Annotated in this window: 15 protein-coding genes; 5 read left to right on the top strand and 10 right to left on the bottom strand. The window is 41.4% G+C overall.

What is annotated here, in order from left to right; genetic code table 11:
• Positions 1-170: 170 nt before the first annotated feature.
• The 5 genes from hflX to ACM0OW_RS09140 form a co-directional block, all read right to left on the bottom strand.
• Positions 171-1,736, bottom strand: a complete 1,566-nt coding sequence (gene hflX, locus ACM0OW_RS09160) for a GTPase HflX (RefSeq protein ID WP_414549731.1) — start codon at positions 1,734-1,736, stop codon at positions 171-173.
• Between the two features lie 804 nt (positions 1,737-2,540).
• Positions 2,541-3,140 carry a hypothetical protein gene (locus tag ACM0OW_RS09155; RefSeq protein ID WP_414549730.1) on the bottom strand — a complete coding sequence of 200 codons (600 nt, stop codon included), beginning with the start codon at positions 3,138-3,140 and terminating at the stop codon, positions 2,541-2,543.
• A 467-nt stretch (positions 3,141-3,607) separates the two neighbouring features.
• Positions 3,608-4,822, bottom strand: coding sequence for a M20 family metallopeptidase (locus ACM0OW_RS09150; protein WP_414549729.1), 1,215 nt, complete (start codon positions 4,820-4,822; stop codon positions 3,608-3,610).
• A 196-nt stretch (positions 4,823-5,018) separates the two neighbouring features.
• Positions 5,019-5,693, bottom strand: coding sequence for a dethiobiotin synthase (bioD, locus tag ACM0OW_RS09145; protein WP_414549728.1), 675 nt, complete (start codon positions 5,691-5,693; stop codon positions 5,019-5,021).
• A 65-nt stretch (positions 5,694-5,758) separates the two neighbouring features.
• Positions 5,759-7,414: a protein kinase domain-containing protein gene (locus ACM0OW_RS09140; RefSeq protein WP_414549727.1), complete on the bottom strand. Its 1,656-nt coding sequence runs from the start codon at positions 7,412-7,414 to the stop codon at positions 5,759-5,761.
• A 575-nt stretch (positions 7,415-7,989) separates the two neighbouring features.
• Here ACM0OW_RS09140 and ACM0OW_RS09135 point away from each other — a divergent pair.
• Entirely contained in the window at positions 7,990-9,006 is a 1,017-nt protein-coding gene (locus ACM0OW_RS09135; protein WP_414549726.1) for a ribose-phosphate pyrophosphokinase, read from the top strand.
• Between the two features lie 84 nt (positions 9,007-9,090).
• Here ACM0OW_RS09135 and ACM0OW_RS09130 read toward each other — a convergent pair whose 3' ends face one another.
• Positions 9,091-9,663: an HD domain-containing protein gene (locus ACM0OW_RS09130; RefSeq protein ID WP_414549725.1), complete on the bottom strand. Its 573-nt coding sequence runs from the start codon at positions 9,661-9,663 to the stop codon at positions 9,091-9,093.
• A 252-nt stretch (positions 9,664-9,915) separates the two neighbouring features.
• Positions 9,916-10,116: a hypothetical protein gene (locus tag ACM0OW_RS09125; RefSeq protein ID WP_414549724.1), complete on the bottom strand. Its 201-nt coding sequence runs from the start codon at positions 10,114-10,116 to the stop codon at positions 9,916-9,918.
• 468 nt (positions 10,117-10,584) lie between these two features.
• Between ACM0OW_RS09125 and ACM0OW_RS09120 the strand changes: the two genes are divergently transcribed.
• Positions 10,585-14,070, top strand: a complete 3,486-nt coding sequence (locus ACM0OW_RS09120; protein ID WP_414549723.1) for a hypothetical protein — start codon at positions 10,585-10,587, stop codon at positions 14,068-14,070.
• A 155-nt stretch (positions 14,071-14,225) separates the two neighbouring features.
• Here the strand turns inward: ACM0OW_RS09120 and ACM0OW_RS09115 are convergent, their stop codons facing one another.
• Complete coding sequence (locus ACM0OW_RS09115) at positions 14,226-14,432, bottom strand: hypothetical protein (RefSeq protein WP_414549760.1); 207 nt, start codon at positions 14,430-14,432, stop codon at positions 14,226-14,228.
• A 55-nt stretch (positions 14,433-14,487) separates the two neighbouring features.
• Between ACM0OW_RS09115 and ACM0OW_RS09110 the strand changes: the two genes are divergently transcribed.
• On the top strand, positions 14,488-14,727 hold the full coding sequence (locus tag ACM0OW_RS09110; protein ID WP_414549722.1) for a UPF0175 family protein: 240 nt from the start codon (positions 14,488-14,490) through the stop codon (positions 14,725-14,727).
• Positions 14,728-14,729: 2 nt separating this feature from the next.
• On the top strand, positions 14,730-15,218 hold the full coding sequence (locus ACM0OW_RS09105; protein ID WP_414549721.1) for a DUF3368 domain-containing protein: 489 nt from the start codon (positions 14,730-14,732) through the stop codon (positions 15,216-15,218).
• 42 nt (positions 15,219-15,260) lie between these two features.
• Here ACM0OW_RS09105 and nifJ read toward each other — a convergent pair whose 3' ends face one another.
• Entirely contained in the window at positions 15,261-18,851 is a 3,591-nt protein-coding gene (gene nifJ, locus ACM0OW_RS09100; RefSeq protein ID WP_414549720.1) for a pyruvate:ferredoxin (flavodoxin) oxidoreductase, read from the bottom strand.
• Between the two features lie 270 nt (positions 18,852-19,121).
• On the bottom strand, positions 19,122-19,562 hold the full coding sequence (locus ACM0OW_RS09095) for a YidH family protein (protein WP_414549719.1): 441 nt from the start codon (positions 19,560-19,562) through the stop codon (positions 19,122-19,124).
• A gap of 142 nt (positions 19,563-19,704) precedes the next feature.
• Between ACM0OW_RS09095 and ACM0OW_RS09090 the strand changes: the two genes are divergently transcribed.
• Complete coding sequence (locus ACM0OW_RS09090) at positions 19,705-19,938, top strand: hypothetical protein (protein ID WP_414549718.1); 234 nt, start codon at positions 19,705-19,707, stop codon at positions 19,936-19,938.
• Positions 19,939-20,054 lie beyond the last annotated feature (116 nt).

Here is a 20,054-nt window from a genome sequence, read left to right as displayed (position 1 = left end):
CCCGTAGTTTTTAGTCAAGATGGTGAGATTGCTTCCTTACGTCGCAATGACAAAAACTCCACTTTTCATGATGGACAAGGTTTAAAAGCAAAAATTGCTCGGTGGCTCAAAAAAAAGCCCGATTAAACGGACTTTAGATTAGTAATTTTGTACTATATAGAGTAAGAAATTCACCGAGCGTCAACAACGTATTGAATCAGTTGAGTCAGACGTTGGCGTAGGGTTTCTAACCCTAATCGCTGACTGGCGGAAATAAACACCGCCAGGGGAAACTCTTCTTGAGCTATAGCCAGTGTCGCGCTATCTACTTGATCAATTTTGTTGAAAATCACCAAAGCAGGGCCGGGAGTAACTGGCATTTGTGCCAAAATTTCCCTGACTGAGCGAATATGGCTCAACCAAGCCGGATGAGATAAATCAACCAAATGCAGTAAAGCATCGGCTTCTGTGACTTCCTCTAAGGTGGCGCGAAAGGCATCCATTAAGGAAGCGGGCAGTTCGTGTATAAAACCTACTGTATCGGTAAGTAAAATCTCTTGAGTTGCACCAGTGTCGCCCTCAGCAATTACTAGGCGGCGGGTAGTGGGGTCAAGAGTCGCAAATAACTGGTCAGCCGTGTAAACCTCAGCATTGGTGAGAGCATTCAACAAAGTGGATTTACCAGCGTTGGTATAGCCAACCAAAGCCACAGAGGGAACTTCTTGATTTTGCCGTCTCAGGCGTAACCTTGAACGATGCGCCTGTAACTGGTTGACTTCTTGTTGCAGTCGGGAAATCCGTTTTTGAATCGCCCGGCGTTCTGTTTCCAGTTTCGTTTCACCAGGGCCACGTGTCCCAATACCACCACCTAACCGTGACATAGCTAGACCTCTGCCACTGAGTCGCGGCATCATATATCCTAACTGTGCGAGTTCTACTTGCAATTTACCAGCACGGGACTGAGCGCGTTGGGCAAAGATATCTAAAATCACTTCGGTGCGGTCAACTACCCGGACACCAATTTTTCTTTCCAAATTACGGACTTGGGCGGGTGAGAGGTCGCGGTCAAAGACGACGAGATTCGCTCCCAGGGTTTGGGCGGTTAAGGCAATTTCTTCAACTTTACCTTCACCAACTACCGTCTGGGGATGAATGCGCGATCGCTTTTGTTGTACTGTCTGCAATACCTCTCCGCCAGCCGTATCCACCAACCGGGCTAATTCCACTATGGTGTCCTGGAATTGTTGGGGAGTCGTTTTATCGGTAATCAGTCCCACAAGTAGCACCCGATCATGGTCAGCATCTACTTCCTGGGCGACAAAATCCCGTTGGAATTCTGCTTCCAGACCTTCCACCAAGTCGATAAAGTCATGCTCTGACAGCATATCTAAGCTCATAGGCGGCGATACGCTAGAGTATAGGGCTGTGTCTTGCGCGAGAGACTTTTCATCGCTGATTACCAATTGCGGAGTTGATACGAGGTGTTTGGTACTTGATACTAGATGAGCCAAATAAGTTTCTTTGACGTACCCAGTGGAACCACCACCACGCTTTGTAAATCCTGTGCCGGTGATATTTATCACTGCCAAAGCATCTAGACGTTGCAACGCCATCGCCGTCAGTGCCGATTCATTGGGCGGTTCCGGCTTGAGATGGGTAGCTATACAACGAATACCGCTCAGACGTTCTGCACCGTAACGGGGCAGCTCTAGCGGTGGGATTTGCGTTTGACGTGGTGTACCTACCCCTACACGCATCACTTGTCCGCGACGGTTGAGGTAGGCACATATCGGTTGATTGATTTCTGTGCTAATTGCTGCCAGACGCTGGGAAAACTCAGGCGTGGTGATGCGATCGCCTGGTATGCGCTGGTGGTACAGTCGCTGTAGTTGCTTCAGCTGACTGGCTTTTAGTCCTTGGAGATTGCCAACAATAGTTTCTATAGGCGTTTATGACCAGTAAATGGCCCCCCGAATTCTTACTTATGTCTATTTTACAACAGCCTTTTGTCTGCAAGCTCTTTCTTTTGGAGGAAGCATTCTGTATTTTTGGGGAAATTGTCACTTCAGAACCCTCAGACTAAACGAAAAACCCTCGGTGGGTAGCCGAGGGTGGATAACAAATTTATCACTGTGTTTATTTTTTAACTAATTTCTGATTACGCCTTAGCAGTGAACTTGCGCCTATTACTCCTAATCCCAGTAAACTCACTAGAGAAGTTGCTTCAGGTATAGATTTGGCAATGTTGGCAAATAGATTTACAGGGGTATAACTTCTCAATTTTAACCTTTGCTACAAATGGATTTACCCACCCATATCAACCGTAGCCCACAGTTTTCTAGTGGTTGCTTAATGCAATTCATCAGGTTAAACCCAGAGATTCCACTGCTTAAAACAGTGGAGTAAATACATTTGCAAATGTATGCTTTCTACTAATTCAATTTCCTGAAACTTAGGTTTTAAAATGGTTTTGTTGAATTCCCATCTTGTCCAAGGTCATCAATACTTAGATATTTCTGCCCTGTGGATCTTACCCTGTTACCAAATTCAGAAGAGAATATTTATTGTGCTTTATATTTGAGATAACGTTTCACCGATGAACCAACACCAAGAGTACCAAACACTAACATTCCCAAAATTGAAGCTGGTTCAGGTATGGAGGTGCTAGAAATAGCAGTACCATCGAAGGCTATAGAAAATTGTACCTCAGTCCCAGTAGGAGTTGTCTGTGCATCCGAAAAAAGATTTTCTCCTACAGGAATTGTTCCATCAGTAAAGGTTATTCTTTTGCCGTCTGGAGATATCTGAATATTGTTGTATATGTTAGAAGCTGCATTCTCCCAGATTGCATCTTCGTTGGGGTCAATTGTTAGAAACAGACTAGTTACATTGAAATTAGAATCATTAGTAGATATAAAGGGGAAGAGACTAGTACTAGCGGTAATCTCTTGACCTGGGAAACAAAGACCTATCTGGCTACAAGTTCCAAGTACTATATCAGATGGTTGGGGAACATACGAATCTATTTGAGGATTGATGACAGTTTGAGCTAATGCTTTATTATTAATACTCAAACAACTTACTAGAGCTACTCCCGCAATTACCGCTAGTTGTTTTAACTTCATTGATTTATCTCCTAATGTTGAATTTAACTTGTTCATAAAACAATTACTAAAAAAGACAAGTTGCTTCACAAATACACATTTAGCAAGGTGTAATGCAGTTTATGTACACAACAAGTAATTTTTCCGTGCAACGTAACTGTTATTCACTATAGTTTGCATATTTTCACTGACTTACACCAGGCAATTTTAGCAAGTTAATTTCAACTTAAGGCTTTCGTAAACTTGCCAATAGCGGTTTTACCACGGGATATGGAAAAGCCAACGCGAAACCTAGTCCCCTTCCTTACCCTACTGTGTACATACAAGTTTAAAAACCTTGATTTGGGTAGGGTGTGTTATGGACGTTAGTCCTAACGCACCGAAAACCTAGGATGGTGCGTTGCGCTACGTGACAACACACCCTACCAAAAAAGATTTGGAGTAATTTTTATCATTTGTGTGTACTCCTTAGCCTTTCTTACCAGGGAAAGGGAAAATTCAAGTTCTAAACACTGGAAAAATAATCAGTTCAAAAATTTCTCTACACTCCGAACAAATATTTCTACACCCATTGCTAAGGCAGTTTCGTCAAAATCAAATCGGGGGTGATGATGGGGATAGGCTAAATTTTTATCAGAGTTGGCAGATCCCAGGAAGAAATAACAACCAGGAACTTCTTGTAAGAAGAATGACATATCTTCGCCGCCCATAGTTTGGCATTCTGGGACAATACCGATAGGAGTTTCGATCACTTCTTCTGCAACTGATTTTACCAGTTCTGCTATACCCGCATCATTGATGACTGGTGGATAAAGATTCCAATAATCTAAGTCATATTCTGCCCCATGACTTTGACAAACTCCAGCAATAATTTGCTCAACTCGCTGGTGAAAAAATCCTTTGAAATCAGGGTTAAAGTATCTGACAGTACCACTCATACGGGCTTGATCAGCAATGATATTCAGCTTCGTGCCGGCATGAAGTTCGCCCACTGTCACCACGGCTGAATCAATGGGGTTGACGTTACGCGCCACAATGGTTTGTAAGGCATTGACAATTTGGGCTGCAACCACAATAGAATCCACAGTTTGATGCGGCATAGCACCATGTCCACCTTTACCAAAAATGGTGCAGTTAAAGCACTCTACAGATGCCATTAACGCCCCAGGACGGACACCGACTGTACCCAATGGCAAATTATTCCATAAATGTAACCCGATAATTGCATCCACATCAGGGTTTTTGAGTACCCCGGCTGCAATCATGGGTTGTGCGCCGCCTGGCCCTTCTTCGGCTGGCTGAAAAATCATTTTCACCGTACCGCTAAAATCGTGCCGATGCTGCTGAAGATAGTAAGCTGTACCCAGTGCGATCGCTGTATGTCCATCATGTCCACAAGCGTGCATCACTCCATCATGTTGCGATTTGTAGGGAACCTCATTCAGTTCTTGAATTGGCAAAGCATCCATATCAGCCCGAATCGCCAACACTTTCTCAACACCGGGTTTGCTTCCCTTGATCATAGCTACAATACCAGTTTGAGCTATGCCAGTTTCATGCTCAATTCCCCATTCTTGCAATTTACACGAGACTAACTCAGCCGTGAGTTTTTCTTTAAACCCCAACTCTGGTTTTTGATGCAATCGTCGCCGCCACTCTACCAATCGCGGTTGTAACGAGCGAATTTCCAGACGAACGCGAGATAAATCTACAGATGAGTTGGGAAAAGTGGAAACCATGATCAAAACAAGCTCATTTCAGTAATAGCTAACTGAGAATATTTTCCCAGTGTAATCTTTCTCAAAGAGTTCAGCGTCGATATTTCATCTGTGTTGTTTGAGAATGGGGATTTAATACAATAGACTAACCCTTCTCCCAAAGGGAGACGCTACGCGAAAGCAAGGAGAGGGGAAAATTGGCGTGTCAAAGGCTACATCAGCTTAGTCTTTCCCAATCCAGATTTGATGCTACTTGAGCGAGTTTATCCAAATCTGCTAAATTATCTAAATAAGGTAAACAACCTAAAACAGGTGTATGAGTTAGAGATTGAATCAAATCTGGTGGTGTTAAGTCGGCTATTTCTGCATCTGTACGGGGTTGTACACAATTAAGCACAATACCTTTAAGATTTACCTTGGATTGCCTAGCCAATGCCACATTCGCCACGGCTTGAGCGATCGCACCTAATCTGACTGGTACTACCAATACCGTAGGTAAACGCCAATCACCGGCTAAATCAGCCACAGTCAACTCATCAGTGATCGGTGAACCTAAACCACCTAAAGCTTCTACTAGAACGAAATCACGCTGCGATCGCAACTTAGAAAAAGCTTGCCACACCACAGCCAAATCCACGCTCCGGTTTTCCTTAGCGGCGGCGATGGGAGGGGCTAGGGGTGCATCAAAATACAAAGGTGTAATTTCTTCGGCAGATTGCTCTAAAGAAAATAACTTTTGATATAATTCGCGATCGCCTATCCCCGATTGAATCGGTTTCATAATTCCCCAGCTACGCTGCGGATAATACTTTTGCCAATAGGCTGCCAACGCTGTTGTTAAAACAGTTTTGCCAGCATCAGTATCAGTACCAGTAATCAATAATGTGTTCAACAATCTCTTCGGTGATTACTTTCTAAATATGCCTAGTTTCTATTAATTATAATACATCGTAGGTACTATAATTCTGGCGTGCTATCAGTAGGGGTGTTATTTTCTCCGCTAAAGTCTGGTTGAGGTATGGGCGGTGGTGTTGGGGTGGGAAATGGAGTTTCTGTCGGAGTGGGGATAGGAGTTGGCGTTGGTGTAGGAGTTTCCGTTGGCGTGGGTATAATCGGGTTTTCTAATGCCACATTGAGACTATAATCACTTTCGGCAATTTCTGGCTGTGGAATTAACTGAATAATATATCTCCCAGTAATTGGCAATATTCCCTCATAGCTTGTTACTTGCTGGGCATTAGGCTCAATTGGTTCTTGGTTGATATTTAAGATTGTCAGTAAAATGCCACTTCCTTGGTCAATAAATGTTGTTAATTTAGCTCCTTCCTCCCCAAAGAATGTGTACTGAATAATTTGATTTTCTTTGATAGTGCCTTCAACTGTAGTAGTATCAGATGCTTTCAATATGAGCCGTCTACTAAATATCACAGGTTCTACAGGAGCGGGTGTGGGTTCCGGTGTAGGTTCTGGTGTGGGTGTTTCCTCCTCGCCAGTCACAATTGGTGACGGGAAAGTTTGTGGCGGTGTTACCTCTGGTGATGCATTTTGCCCATTGCGGATAGAACTTACCAACGCCCAAGAACCAACTCCCGCTAAAATTACGACTGCACTACCAATAGCCCCAAGTGCTAATGGACTATCTAAAATTGAGCTAGAGCGACTGGATGAAATTATTGGCTCAATTTTGCGGGGTGAAGCTGGTGGTGATACTGAATCGGGGCGACGACCGACAGCGATTGTTTGAACTTGGGATAATTCTGGAGTAGGAATACTAGGTTTTGACAAAATCTGTAATGCTTCCATGACATCAGCAGCACTTTGGTAGCGATCGCCTGGTGAATGATTTAACATTTGATTGATAACTTGGGCAAATTGTGCATTCACCTTTATCCAGCGTTGCCAATTCCAAGTTAGCTGGGTGACATCAAATAAATCAATTGGTTCTTTACCCGTCAACAAAACTATCCCTGTCACAGCTAGTGCATACAAATCGCTATGAGGGTAAGTTTCCCCTGTTTGCATTTGTTCAGGAGGAGCAAAGCCTAATTTGCCCACGCTGGTAATAGGCTTTGTGCTATTTGGAAACTGTAAACGCGTTGCTAGTTCTTTCACCACTCCGAAACCAATTAACACTGGCTTGGTATCGCCATCTCGCAAAATTACATTTTCCGGCGAGATATCCCGGTGAATAATCCCTCGACTATGAATATGCTCTAAAACTGGCAGCAAGGAACGAATCAACTCCAGGACTTCTGCTTCAGTGAAACTTTGACCAGCCGCTAGACGTTGACTCAACAAAGTTCGGTAAGTTTTACCTGCAACGTAGTCCTCAACTAAAAATAAGCGTTGGTATTGTTCAAATTTTTCCCTAAACTTAGGCACTTGTGAATGCTCTATCTGATATAAAGTTGCGGCTTCTTGCTGAAAAAGTGCTTGTGCTTTCTCCCAAACATCAGCCTCCGTGGGTGAAATCAATTCTTTGATCGAGCAAAGTTCGTTAAAGCGTCGCTGATCTTCCGCCAAATAGCTGATGCCAAATTCCCCTTGTCCGAGAATTTCGATGATTCGATAACGGTCTTGCAGGATAGAACCAACTGTAATGGGTGCTTGCATAATAAATCAAATGTAATAGCAACTGGGGAATAAGCAACTTACAGATCAGTCCCAGCAGAAAGTGAATAAATTCCGTGTTAGTACGTGCTAAGTAAGTCTTTAAAGACATATTTAACTCTATTTTCCCACTTTTGTTCCGTAATTATCTGAGAAAAATTGCCAAAATTGACTGTGAGGGCAATAGATTAATTACCTACGGAAGATTAATTTCAGCCTTTTTTGAGCAACTTGGTTTCTACTCAGGACTCAGCACTCACGCTATCTAAATTCGCCACCCCAAGAATTTTTTAGGTGATTTGCTATCAAAAATCTAGTCTGCTAGTTTATAATTTTGCAGCTAGTATCATAGAGTATTGAGTAAATGTTCAACTTTCCTTGAAGAATTTATGCGCCAGTGTTGCTGCTGTTTCTGTCCCAACAATGGTTGGTTGACCAAAAGGACTACAAGATGCATGAGCCAAAAATAATTATATTGAGAAATGTTTAAAGTTTTTATGAAAGCTTTAAGAAAACTCACAGATGTTTTTTTAGGCCATTTCAGTTAAATCTACTAAATATCTAATGATAGTATTGCCATGAATGCACATCGAGGATCTGCTGTGCTGAGTTCTGCAAGTTTAAAGGTGCAACCAGCAGCCACAGGACTGACTGAAAATCATCGCCTGCGGTTATTTTCTGGCTCGGCCAATCTACCACTGTCTCAAGAAGTCGCTCGTTACCTGGGTATGGACTTGGGGCCAATGATTCGCAAAAGGTTCGCGGATGGAGAACTATACGTTCAAATTCAAGAATCAATTCGGGGTTGTGATGTTTATTTAATCCAGCCAACTTGTCAACCTGTTAACGACCACTTAATGGAATTGCTGATTATGGTTGATGCTTGTCGTCGGGCTTCTGCACGACAGGTAACAGCAGTAATTCCCTATTATGGCTATGCTCGCGCTGACCGCAAAACGGCAGGAAGAGAGTCAATTACTGCCAAATTGGTGGCTAACTTGATTACTAAAGCCGGGGCTAGCCGTGTTTTAGCGATGGATTTGCACTCGGCGCAAATTCAAGGCTATTTTGATATACCTTTTGACCATGTTTACGGTTCGCCAGTAATTTTCGATTATCTAGCCAGTAAACAGCTGTCTGATGTTGTTGTTGTTTCTCCCGATGTCGGTGGCGTAGCACGAGCGAGAGCGTTTGCTAAAAAGCTGGATGATGCGCCGTTGGCGATTATCGATAAACGTCGTCAGGCTCATAATGTAGCTGAAGTTATGAATGTCATCGGTGATGTGAAGGGCAAAACAGCTATTTTAGTGGATGACATGATCGATACGGGCGGCACAATTAGCGAAGGCGCACGGTTGCTGCGTCAAGAAGGTGCAAGTCAAGTATATGCCTGTGCAACTCATGCTGTTTTTTCCCCACCGGCAAAGGATCGTTTGTCAAGTGGCTTGTTTGAGGAAGTGATTGTCACCAATACGATTCCCATACCAGAAAGCAATCGCTTTCCGGAATTAGTGGTGCTTTCAGTCGCTAATCTTTTAGGGGAAACCATCTGGCGTATTCATGAAGATACTTCAGTAAGTAGTATGTTCCGTTAGTAAAGACAAGACTGTTTTTGTAGTTACAATTTGGTAGCCAAAAATTATGAAGTATGGAGTTGGAAATTTTTCAGTCTTCAGCCTTCATTTTTTATTGGCCGTCTGTCGTTCGATTTCTGTCACCACTCGTTCTAATTCTTGAATTAAGGCATTATTTCCTCTTTTGGTAAAAGCATCTACCAGCGCCCGATAATACCAAAGAGTTCCTTCTCTACCTGCTTGAAAGCGTTCCCAAAGTGATTCACCTAAGACGCGATAATCTTTGAGGATTGATTGGGCATTGTAAAGTTTATCAGATGCAGATACCAGTAGCACTGAGGGGGAAGCTATGGCAATGTGAGCAATATAAGCTTGTTTGCGTTGTTTCCAAGGTGGTTTGGGTGTGGTGTCGGCATCCGTACAACCATCGACAATCGCTGTCACATTTTCACCAAAGCGGCGGCGAATTTCGGCTCGTGTGACATCCCCGCCTTGGTCTTCTATGGCATCATGTAATAGAGCTGCGATCGCTTCATCTTCGTTTGCTCCATATTCTAAAGCTATACTGGCAGCACCTAATAAATGGGCAATATAGGGAACTCCTGAGCCTTTACGCACTTGTTTGGCATGGAGTTGGGTGGCATAGGTTAGGGCTGTGGTGAAGCGTTCTGTGAGCATTGTTTTTATGCGCTAGTGTTGAGGTCTATTTTAAAACGTATCGCTAAAGCGTTCGCGTAGTGTGCCGGAGGCATAAGCTCCGCTTTAGGCGTAGCGCATACCGCCAAAGCACACAGGACGCAAAGGAATAGACCTCACCCCCAACCCTGATCTGCAAGTAGAGATTTGAATTTTGAATTCAAAAAAAGGTCAATTCTCAGTCTCTGAAGAAGTTTGCAGAGTTGGTTAACTTCAAATTAACCCCCATCAAAATTAAAAATCATCGTCAAATCCGCCATCAAATCCGTCATCAAATCCGCCACCTCTGCCGCCACGGAAGTAGGGACCACAACGCGGGACGATGATACGCCGAGGACAACGCCTTCTTCCTTTCCTTCTTCCTCCAGAGAGAAGCTGTTGTTCTTCTGTCGATAATTCGACAAGCAACTCAGGTTGGATAACTTGTGCTGACATAATTTTTTACCTCACTTACAACATTAGGCGATCTGCTTGCAGCAGCGCTTGCGCGATCGCCTAATCACCTAACTATAAGTATTGGTTATTAGTAATTCACAATCCATAAGGTATAACCTATACTCTATCTGGGGTGGGGTAAATTTTTCAACGCAGAGCGCTATTGTTTGGCAAGATACCAGAACTGATTACATCTGTCATCAACTAGCAGAAGACGTTGGTATAGATTGTTTTCGGGCTATAACAGGTTTACCAATCGCTACTTACTCCATCGCGTTTTGCGTGGAAGCAGGCCAGTATAAAAACAGTATTTTGGTCAAAAAGATAGAGAAAAAATAAGGTAATTTACTGCTCCGTTGCGTTCCAACTTGTATCTATGGGTAAAACCACCACAATCTTCAGTTTTAGGAATAAAAGAAGAATATCTGCGGGAATTGCACCACACCAAAAAATAGGACAAATAAGTCTATGGAACTTAAGCTAGGTAAAGTTTATATCCAAGATTATGTAGTTAATGAATTAAGCAAGCTTTACACTCTAGATTTAGCCACAGGTAAAACTAGTTTAGTTGGCGAGATAGTTACAGAAGTATCTGACATTGCTTTTGTCGGGAATGAACTATACGGACTAGATGCAGAAGGCGATAAAACAACATTAGTCAAAATAGACTTCAATACAGGGGATGCCGTCTCAATTGGTAATATTGGCTTTGCCACAGTAGGTTTAGCATACAATCACCAGCGTCAGACACTCTACGCTACAACTGCCAAACAACTGATTACCATTGATATCAAAACCGGAAAAGGTAAGCCAGCCTTCACGGTCGCTGATAAAGACCACAACTGCGGTGAAGTTGCCTTAGATGCAGAGGGTAAAGCTTACATAACATTGATTGGTTACGACAAGAAAAAGTTGTTAGCAACCTGCAACTTAGATACAGGCAAGGTCAATATTATTGGTGATATAGGCTTTCCCGATGTTGCCAGTATTGAATTTGTAGATGGAATACTATATGGAGTCACAGGCAACTTCTTCCAATTAGGTAAAGACGGTCAGTTAATCCGGATAGATATCAAAACCGGTAAAGGAACCTTAATAGCCATGACTGATCCTATCGGTCGTTGGGCAGGTATGGCTATTTATGCACATAAAACAGCAGGAGTAAGCGTAACTACTTCAAAATCAAAACCAGGCAAAAAATCAGAAAATATCAAGGTTTCTCAAGTATCCCAAGTCACTAAAACTAGCAAAAAAGAGGAATTGATGAGTACTTTAACAATCGATACCAAAACAAATTGTTATGTTATTGATGCTAGTCAAATGAATCATTTGCAAGAGAAAGTTGCAAGTGCTTTTACCTTTGAAAAAGGTACTTTTGAGATCAGAATTACTGGAGGTCAGTATACCTATAGTAAGACAAAAAGTACAGGTGAACCTTTTGTTTTACTATGGATATACGGCGATAACAACACTACTTTTATCAACAAAAATACAGGATTTGAAGTAGGTGCCACCTGGACAACTTTAAATGGATATAACGATAAATTGACAATAGAAGTCAAAGAAAGAACAGTTCTTAATGCCTTGTTCTTTGATTTTAGCAATGAAGATAATGGCGGTTCAATTGACTTATTAATTACCAGCACTAAGCCATTTTTTAATCCTGTAAGTTTAACAGTAGATAGTAAAAAAAATTGTTATTTACTAGATGAAAACCATTTATCTAGTATTAGCCAATCAGGAAATAATCTCATTGAAGTGAACCCTGGTAATTATCGAATTAAAATTCGTGAAGGTAATGCCAGCTATTGGTCAGATAATAAGAAATTTGATGTAGAACCTTGGTCTATTATTTTAGTCAAAGGCGGCAAATTTATTACAAAACTGACTGGTATTGAAGTTGAAAAAACTTGGTTTTCATTAAACGGTTTCCAAGATGAAGTAATTTTAGAAGTCAAAGAAAAAACTACATTAACCGGGTTATTCATTGACACCTACAAAGAAGATAATGAAGGCCAAATTATTTTGGCAATAGAACCAGTACAGGCAGCCGAAATAACTGAAAGATATAAACAGTACGGAACAACTGTTATCAACGAATCTCTCACTGGTGTCACTGTTCAGAATGTTAGCAGTAGTCAAAGCAGTAGTCAAAGTAGTAGTGCATCTACCCAAACTGGTGTAGCAGCATTTCAAAATAGTGGTAGTTCTACACAATTCTCCTTCCGTCTGAATGAAGAAGAATTTAAGAAAAAGTGGGAGGAACAGTTACAGCAGATTAATGCTTCTATCAAAGTAGTGGATAAAGCCGATGTCGCTCTAGAAGCTAAGTACTGGGATCAACTGGAACAATGGTTGCTAAAAAACTATGAAAAGCACTTCAAGAACCTATCTGTAGAAGTTGCGAAAGTTCGATTTTCAATGGATGCTTATCAACAGCAAATAGAGTTTAGCTTAAACCAGCATCTACAAGGTTGGTCTAGTTATCTAGAGCGGATGCTGGAAGATAAGATTAACGTTGAAATATCAACTAGAGTTAACCAGCAAATTACCCAATACGTAGACCAAATCTTTGAACAAAGAGTCCGTAACGTTGTTGTTAATCGTCAGGAAATTAGCCAAATTGTCAATCAGCAAATTGATAGCCTATTTGAGCAAAATATCCGCAACAATATTGGTCTCCTGACTCAGAATATGATCAATAACAACACTGAGCTAAATCAGTATGTGAGTCAGCAAATCGGACAAAACTTTGAGCAGAACATTCGTAACAACATCACTCTGCTAACCCAAAGCATCGTCAATAATAATACTGAGCTAAATCAGTATGTTGACCAGAAGATTGACCAGAGCTTTGATCAAAACATCCAAAATCACATTCAAGTGATTACCCAAAACATCATCAATAATAATGGAGTCTTCAACCAGTACTTTGAGCAACACTTACAACAGGTTGTTAACAACAACACAGAAGTTAACCACAATATTGTGAATATCGTTGCCAATAGTACTGAAATTAACAACAAACTAGAACACATCCGTAACGAATGGAAACAATCATTCATCGGTTTAGTTACAGAGCGAGTTAATGAACTGATTAACGTTTTTGGTGAAAGAGAGGAATTTAACCAACTAATCACGCAGAAAATCACTGAGAACAATACAGCAATTAATGAGTACGTAAGTCAGCAAATTGATCATACCTACGAACAAAAATTACACAGCTATGTCACTCTTATAACTCAAAATATTATCAACAACAACGAGACATTAAATCAGTACGTTGACCAACGCTTACAGACTAATGTAACTAACAACAATATTGTCATTCAGCAAATTTTTAATAATGAGCAAATGACTCAGAAGATTCAAAACCTCTTGGTTGAGAATTCCCAAATTCATCAAAAGATTGAAAGTGTTGTCATCAACAGTGCGGAAATTAACAACAAGATTCTCAACTTTGTGGTGAACAGTAATGAAATCAACAACAAGATTAGTAATGTCTACAAAGATATAGATGTTAAAGTTGAGAACCTCCGCAACGAGTGGAATCAGTCATTTATCACCTTGGTAGGACAGTATGTTGATGAACTGATTAATATCATCGGCGATCGCGAGTCATTTAACCTGCGAGTTGCTAACATGATTAACATCAAGGTGGATGAACTGCTCAACCAAATCTTGAGAATCAGAAACGAACTAACTGTAATCATTAACAACTCTGATAGACATCTTTATGAGTGGACTTTAGGCGAACTCATGGCTATCAAAGGATGCTTAACAGATCGACAAACTTTAGTAGAACAGTTAGTTACTTTCAGTTCTGAACTCAGAACCAAGTTAGATAGTACTGTTTGTGTAGATATCAACACCTTCCAGCCGTTCAAACCACTTTCAGCGAATCCTGCTCAATTTGCTCCCGTGCAACCACCGCAGTTACCAGAAACCAAATAATGAGATAGATTCAAGATTCAAGATTCAAGTTAAATTTTCCCTACTCTCGATTAACTAAAGAGAGTGGGGATTTTATTTATAGCGTTTCTCTCTTTAGTTAGGTACAGAAACCCCCTCCCCGCAAGCGATGAGGGGGCTATGACATACCTTAAATATTACCTATTTGCCAAATATTGATACATTTTCCAACGTGCATCTACTTCGGCTTGGGCTTGTTCTAAGAGACATTTAGCCACTTCTGGCTTACTTTTCGTCAACATTTTGAAGCGGTTTTCTTGATACATCGATTGTTCAACTGATTGCGTAGGCGATCGCGTTTGCGTAGCGTGTGCTTTGCACTCAGCGCTCCGTAGGAATCGCATATCCAATTGCCGAGGCGTTATAATTGTTTTAATCTCTATTTGTGGGAAAATAACCATGACTTTAGTCATTTCTGATGAGATTGTGCAAGCAAGTGGATTATCAGAACAAGAGTTAATGTTAGAATTGATTATTCTGTTATTCCAAAAAAATAATATTAGTATTGGTAAAGCATCGCAACTGGCTCAAATGCCTTTATTGCAATTTCAAAATGAATTAGCTCAGAGAAATATTACTATTCATTATGATGAAAGTGACTTGGAAATTGATTTACAAAACTTGGGTATGATTGAATAATTATGCCAATAGTTAGCAATACCTCACCTATTACTAATTTAGCTGCTATAGGCAAACTTGATTTATTAGAACAACTTTATGGGGAAATTATTATCCCATCAGCAGTTTTTCAAGAATTAACGCAATGGGGTGATTCTATCCCCGGAGCCAAAGAAGTCAAGACATTGAATTGGATTGAAGTTCAACCAATTAATGATAATAGTTTAGTAGAATCATTAAAAACTCAATTAGATCCAGGTGAGTCTTCAGCAATCATTTTAGCCTTAGAATTAAACGCAGATTGGTTGATTATCGATGAACAACTCGGCAGAAAAATAGCAATTGGATACGGCTTAAAAATTACTGGGATTTTAGGTATTTTGATTGATGCAAAGCGTCAGGGATTGATTCCATTAGTCAAACCCAGCCTTGATGATTTAATCTATACAGCTAAATTTTGGGTTAATCCGTCTCTCTACAATCGTATTTTATCAATTGTTGGAGAATCATGAATGATTATAGGTAATAGGTGAGAACCCATTACCCATTAAAAATTACCGATTTGCCAAATATTGATACATCTGCCAACGTGCATCTACTTCGGCTTGGGCTTGTGCTAACAGATGTTTAGCAACTTCCGGTTTACTCTTAGTCAACATCTTGAAGCGATTTTCTTGATACATTGATTGTTCTACTGATTGAGTAGGCGATCGCATATCTAATTGCAACGGATTTTTACCTTGATTTTGCAACTCTGGATTGTGGCGATACAACAACCAACGACCTGATTCTACCAGAGATTGTTGATGTTTCATCCCTGTAGTCATGTTAATGCCGTGGGCGATGCAATGGCTATAAGCAATAATCAATGAAGGACCATCAAAAGCCTCTGCTTCTAAAAATGCCTTTAGGGTATGTTCATCTTTTGCACCCAAAGCTACACTCGCTACGTAGACATTTCCGTAGGTCATAGCCATTAAACCTAAATCTTTCTTGGGTGCTGGTTTACCACTGGCGGCGAATTTTGCTACTGCGGCTTTGGGTGTGGCTTTGGATGATTGACCGCCTGTATTAGAATATACTTCTGTATCCATCACCAATATATTCACATTGCGTCCACTGGCTATTACATGGTCAATACCGCCAAAGTCAATATCATACGCCCAGCCATCACCACCGACAATCCAGACGCTTTTTCTCACTAAGTAGTCAGCGAGGGATTTGAGGTTTTGAAACGTCGATAAACGCCGATGAACGCCGATGTTTTTTGATTCTATGGTTGTGTGGCTGAGTTCATTGGTGGTGATTATTTCATCTAATTTTTGTTTGAGTAGCGCTACTCTTTCCCGTTGTTCCCAGATATCGGCTTCGGTTTTTTGTTCAGCAGTCAGGATAGAAGAGACTAGTTTTTCATCGAGTTCACTCCCCAATGTTTGCAATAATTCCGCCGCAAACTCAGCTTGTTTATCCAGCGATAAACGGTAGCCAAAACCAAATTCGGCGTTATCTTCAAATAAACTATTAGACCATGCGGGGCCTCGTCCTGCGGCGTTGGTTGTCCAAGGGGTGGTGGGGAGGTTTCCGCCGTAAATTGAGGAACAACCCGTAGCATTGGCAATAACTGAGCGATCGCCAAACAATTGTGTTAATAATTTTAAGTAGGGTGTTTCTCCACAACCAGCACAAGCACCGGAAAATTCAAATAATGGTTCTTGCAGTTGTTGTTGGCGAATTTGGTTGACTTTTAACTGTCTGCGGTCAGGATTGGGTAAACTTAAGAAGAAATCCCAGTTTTGGCGTTCTTGTTCCCGCAAAGGTAACTGCTGCGCCATGTTAATCGCTTTCTGGGATGGCTGAGATTTATTCTTAGCCGGGCAAATATTTACACAGATAGCGCATCCTGTACAATCTTCTGGGGCGACTTGAATCGTAAATTTTTGATTGCTAAAACTCTTGTCTTTAGCATCAATTGATTTAAAGCTACTCGGTGCATTAATTAACTCATCTGGTTGATAAGCCTTGGCGCGGATAGCAGCGTGGGGACAAACCATAACGCACTTACCACACTGAACGCAGACATCAGCTTCCCATACAGGTATCTCTTCTGCAACATTACGTTTTTCCCATTTCGCTGTACCTGTGGGAAATGTGCCATCGGCTGGTAATGCACTCACGGGTAAATCATCACCATGCCATACCATGATTTCACTGAGAACATCCCGCACAAATTCCGGCGCACTGTCTAATAATTGTGACTTTTGACTTTTGATTTTTGACTTTTGACTTGTTTTGGGGATGTCTACTTTATGTAAGTTAGTCAGGGTGTTGTCTACTGCTTGCAAGTTTTTCTGGACAACATCTGCGCCTTTTTTACCGTAAGTTTTTTCAATGGCTTTTTTAATTTTAGTAATTGCTTCTGCTTGGGGTAAAACACCCGCTAAGGCAAAAAAGCACACTTGCATAATGGTGTTAATTCTGCCGCCCATACCACTTTCACGGGCGACTTGGTTCGCATTAATGATGTATAATTTTAGTTGTTTATCAATAATTTGCTGTTGTACTTTTGGGGGTAAATATTCCCAGACTGTATCCGCATCATGAGGACTATTTAACAACAAAGTTCCCCCACAAATCGCATCTTTCAAAATATCTATGCGTTCCAGAAAACCCCAGTGATGACAACCAATAAAGTTAGCTTTGTTAATTAGGTAAGTTGAGCGAATTGGCTGAGGACCGAAGCGCAGATGAGAAACTGTCATTGAACCGGATTTTTTGGAGTCGTAGACAAAATAACCTTGGGCGTAATTGTCTGTTTCTTCCCCAATAATTTTGATAGAGTTTTTATTAGCACCCACTGTCCCATCGGAACCTAAGCCATAGAACATGGCGCGAATTACGTTTTCTGGTTCGGTGGAAAAGTTGGGGTCAAATTTGAGTGAGGTGTGAGTAAGGTCGTCATTAATACCCACAGTAAAGTGATTTCGCGGTTGTGTTTGGGCGAGATGATCAAAAATTCCTTTCACCATTGCTGGGGTGAATTCCTTGCAGGAAAGACCATAACGACCACCAATGATTTTAGGCTTTTTTTCCCAGGCTTCATGGATAGCAGCGACTACATCTAAATATAAGGGTTCGCCGGCGCTTCCTGGTTCTTTGGTGCGGTCAAGGACTGCGATCGCCTGTACACTGTTTGGTAAGACTGCCACAAATTTATACACATCAAAGGGGCGATATAGTCGCACTTTCACCACTCCCACCTTTTCCCCTTGGGTGTTGAGATAATCTACTGTTTCATGGACTGTTTCACAACCTGAACCCATGAGAATAATTACCCGTTCCGCATTACTTGCGCCGTGGTATTCATAGATTTGGTAATGTCTCCCTGTGACTTCTCCAAATTCATCCATCAGGCGTTGGACTATGGCGGGAGTGGCTTGGTAGTAAGGGTTAGCAGCTTCACGTCCTTGGAAGTAGACATCAGGGTTTTGGGCTGTTCCCCGCAATAGGGGACGGTCTGGGGTGAGGGCGCGATCGCGATGAGCTAAAATTAGATTTTCATTAATGAGCGATCGCAATTGCTCATCTGACAATAACTTGATTTTTTGGACTTCATGTGATGTTCTAAAGCCATCAAAGAAGTGCATAAATGATACACGCGTTTCTAAGGTAGCAACTTGGGAAATCAGCGCAAAATCATGGCTTTCCTGGACTGAAGCAGAACACAGCAACGCAAACCCTGTAGCACGGGATGCCATGACATCGCTATGATCACCGAAAATAGATAAGGCGTGAGTGGCGAGGGAACGGGCGGCGACATGAACCACGGCGCTAGTTAGTTCACCGGCGATTTTGTAGAGGTTGGGAATCATTAATAATAATCCCTGGGACGCTGTGAAGGTGGTACTCAGGGAACCGGTTTGCAATGCGCCATGTACCGCAGCAGCAGCGCCTCCTTCACTTTGCATCTGGACGACGCTGGGGATAGTATTCCACAGGTTGGGCTGGTTTGCGGCTGACCAAGTATCTGCCCATTCACCCATTGCTGAGGAGGGGGTGATAGGATATATGGCAATTACTTCGTTTAATTTGTAAGCAACACGGGCTACGGCTTCGTTCCCGTCAATGGTTGCAAAGGTTTTGTTCATGTTTTTTGGGTTTTTGTTTGTGGCGGTCGCTTGGTTGCAATAAAATTAAATATATTAATTAGTAGCCAGTTTTTATATTTTATGTCTGAGGGATTTTTCTATCTATTTAATATTAGTTATGTACTCAGGATTTTTGGGCTTTTGTTGGTAAGGGTTTGAGGGGGGTTTTTCTGGTTTATGGGGTGGGGGGATGAGTGTTTTTTAAACGCAGAGGTTCGCTGAGGGAAGCGCAGAGGTACGCGGAGAATTTTTGAGTTTCTTTTGGAGAATTTAACGAAGATGGCGCGATTGTGGTTGATTGGGTGTAGAGGAGGGAGACGGAGAAATTGGATTTCGTAATAAGAGTAAGGGTAGGCTGAGAATACCGAGAATTATCACTACTCCGGTCATAATCCATACGGGTAAACGGTGAGGTCGATAATCGGCGCGTTCAATTTCCCAGAATACTTGATTGTATCGCCATGCTGCTAAGGCGATCGCGACAATTCCAAAGACTACAAACACAATTCCCAAGTTTTCGGAGTTAAATATGGGGTTGACTAAAGGTTCTTGTTGTGTAAGGGCAACATTTAATTGTCGCATAAATAAACCAAATCGGGCGATCGCAAACCCAAAACCAATCAATGAGATGGATGTACGTAGCCATGCTAAAAATGTTCGCTCGTTGGCTTGATGTTCCCTTTGACGGTCAATTTTGGGGATTCTACTCATAATTAAACGGCAGTTTCAGGACATAGGACTTTTTGCTAAAATGGTATATAACCTCAAAAATATGGGATTAAAAATATGCCTGAGATATCTTTTCAAACAGAACCAGCCTTTAAACGCATTTCCGCAATTATAAAAAATTTGATTGCTCATAACAGTTTGTATCAGGCAGGAAAAATTAGATCAAGAGCAGATGATTAATAAAATTTATAATTTGTTCATTCAGTCAAATTCAGCAGATGATGTAGATACCATTACTGAAGATGACTTAGCTAACCGCATTAATAAAATATTAGTGGTAGAATCAGTTTCTGGTTTATTAAACGATTTAACGCCAGAAGAAATGAGAATTTTTGATGAAGCAGTCAAGCGTAAATAAATGGGATATCTACTGGATACAAATATAGTCACAGCAATTATTAAGCAAAACGAAAAAGTTACTACTAAGCTAGCAAGTTTAAATCGTCAAAATCAGGGTGTTTTAATTAGTGCTAT

It is taken from the genome of Anabaena sp. CCY 0017 (assembly GCF_963920885.1).
Lineage (GTDB): Bacteria > Cyanobacteriota > Cyanobacteriia > Cyanobacteriales > Nostocaceae > Nodularia.
Note: the sequence above shows the minus strand (reverse complement) of the source record. Positions and strands in the feature narration are given on the sequence as shown.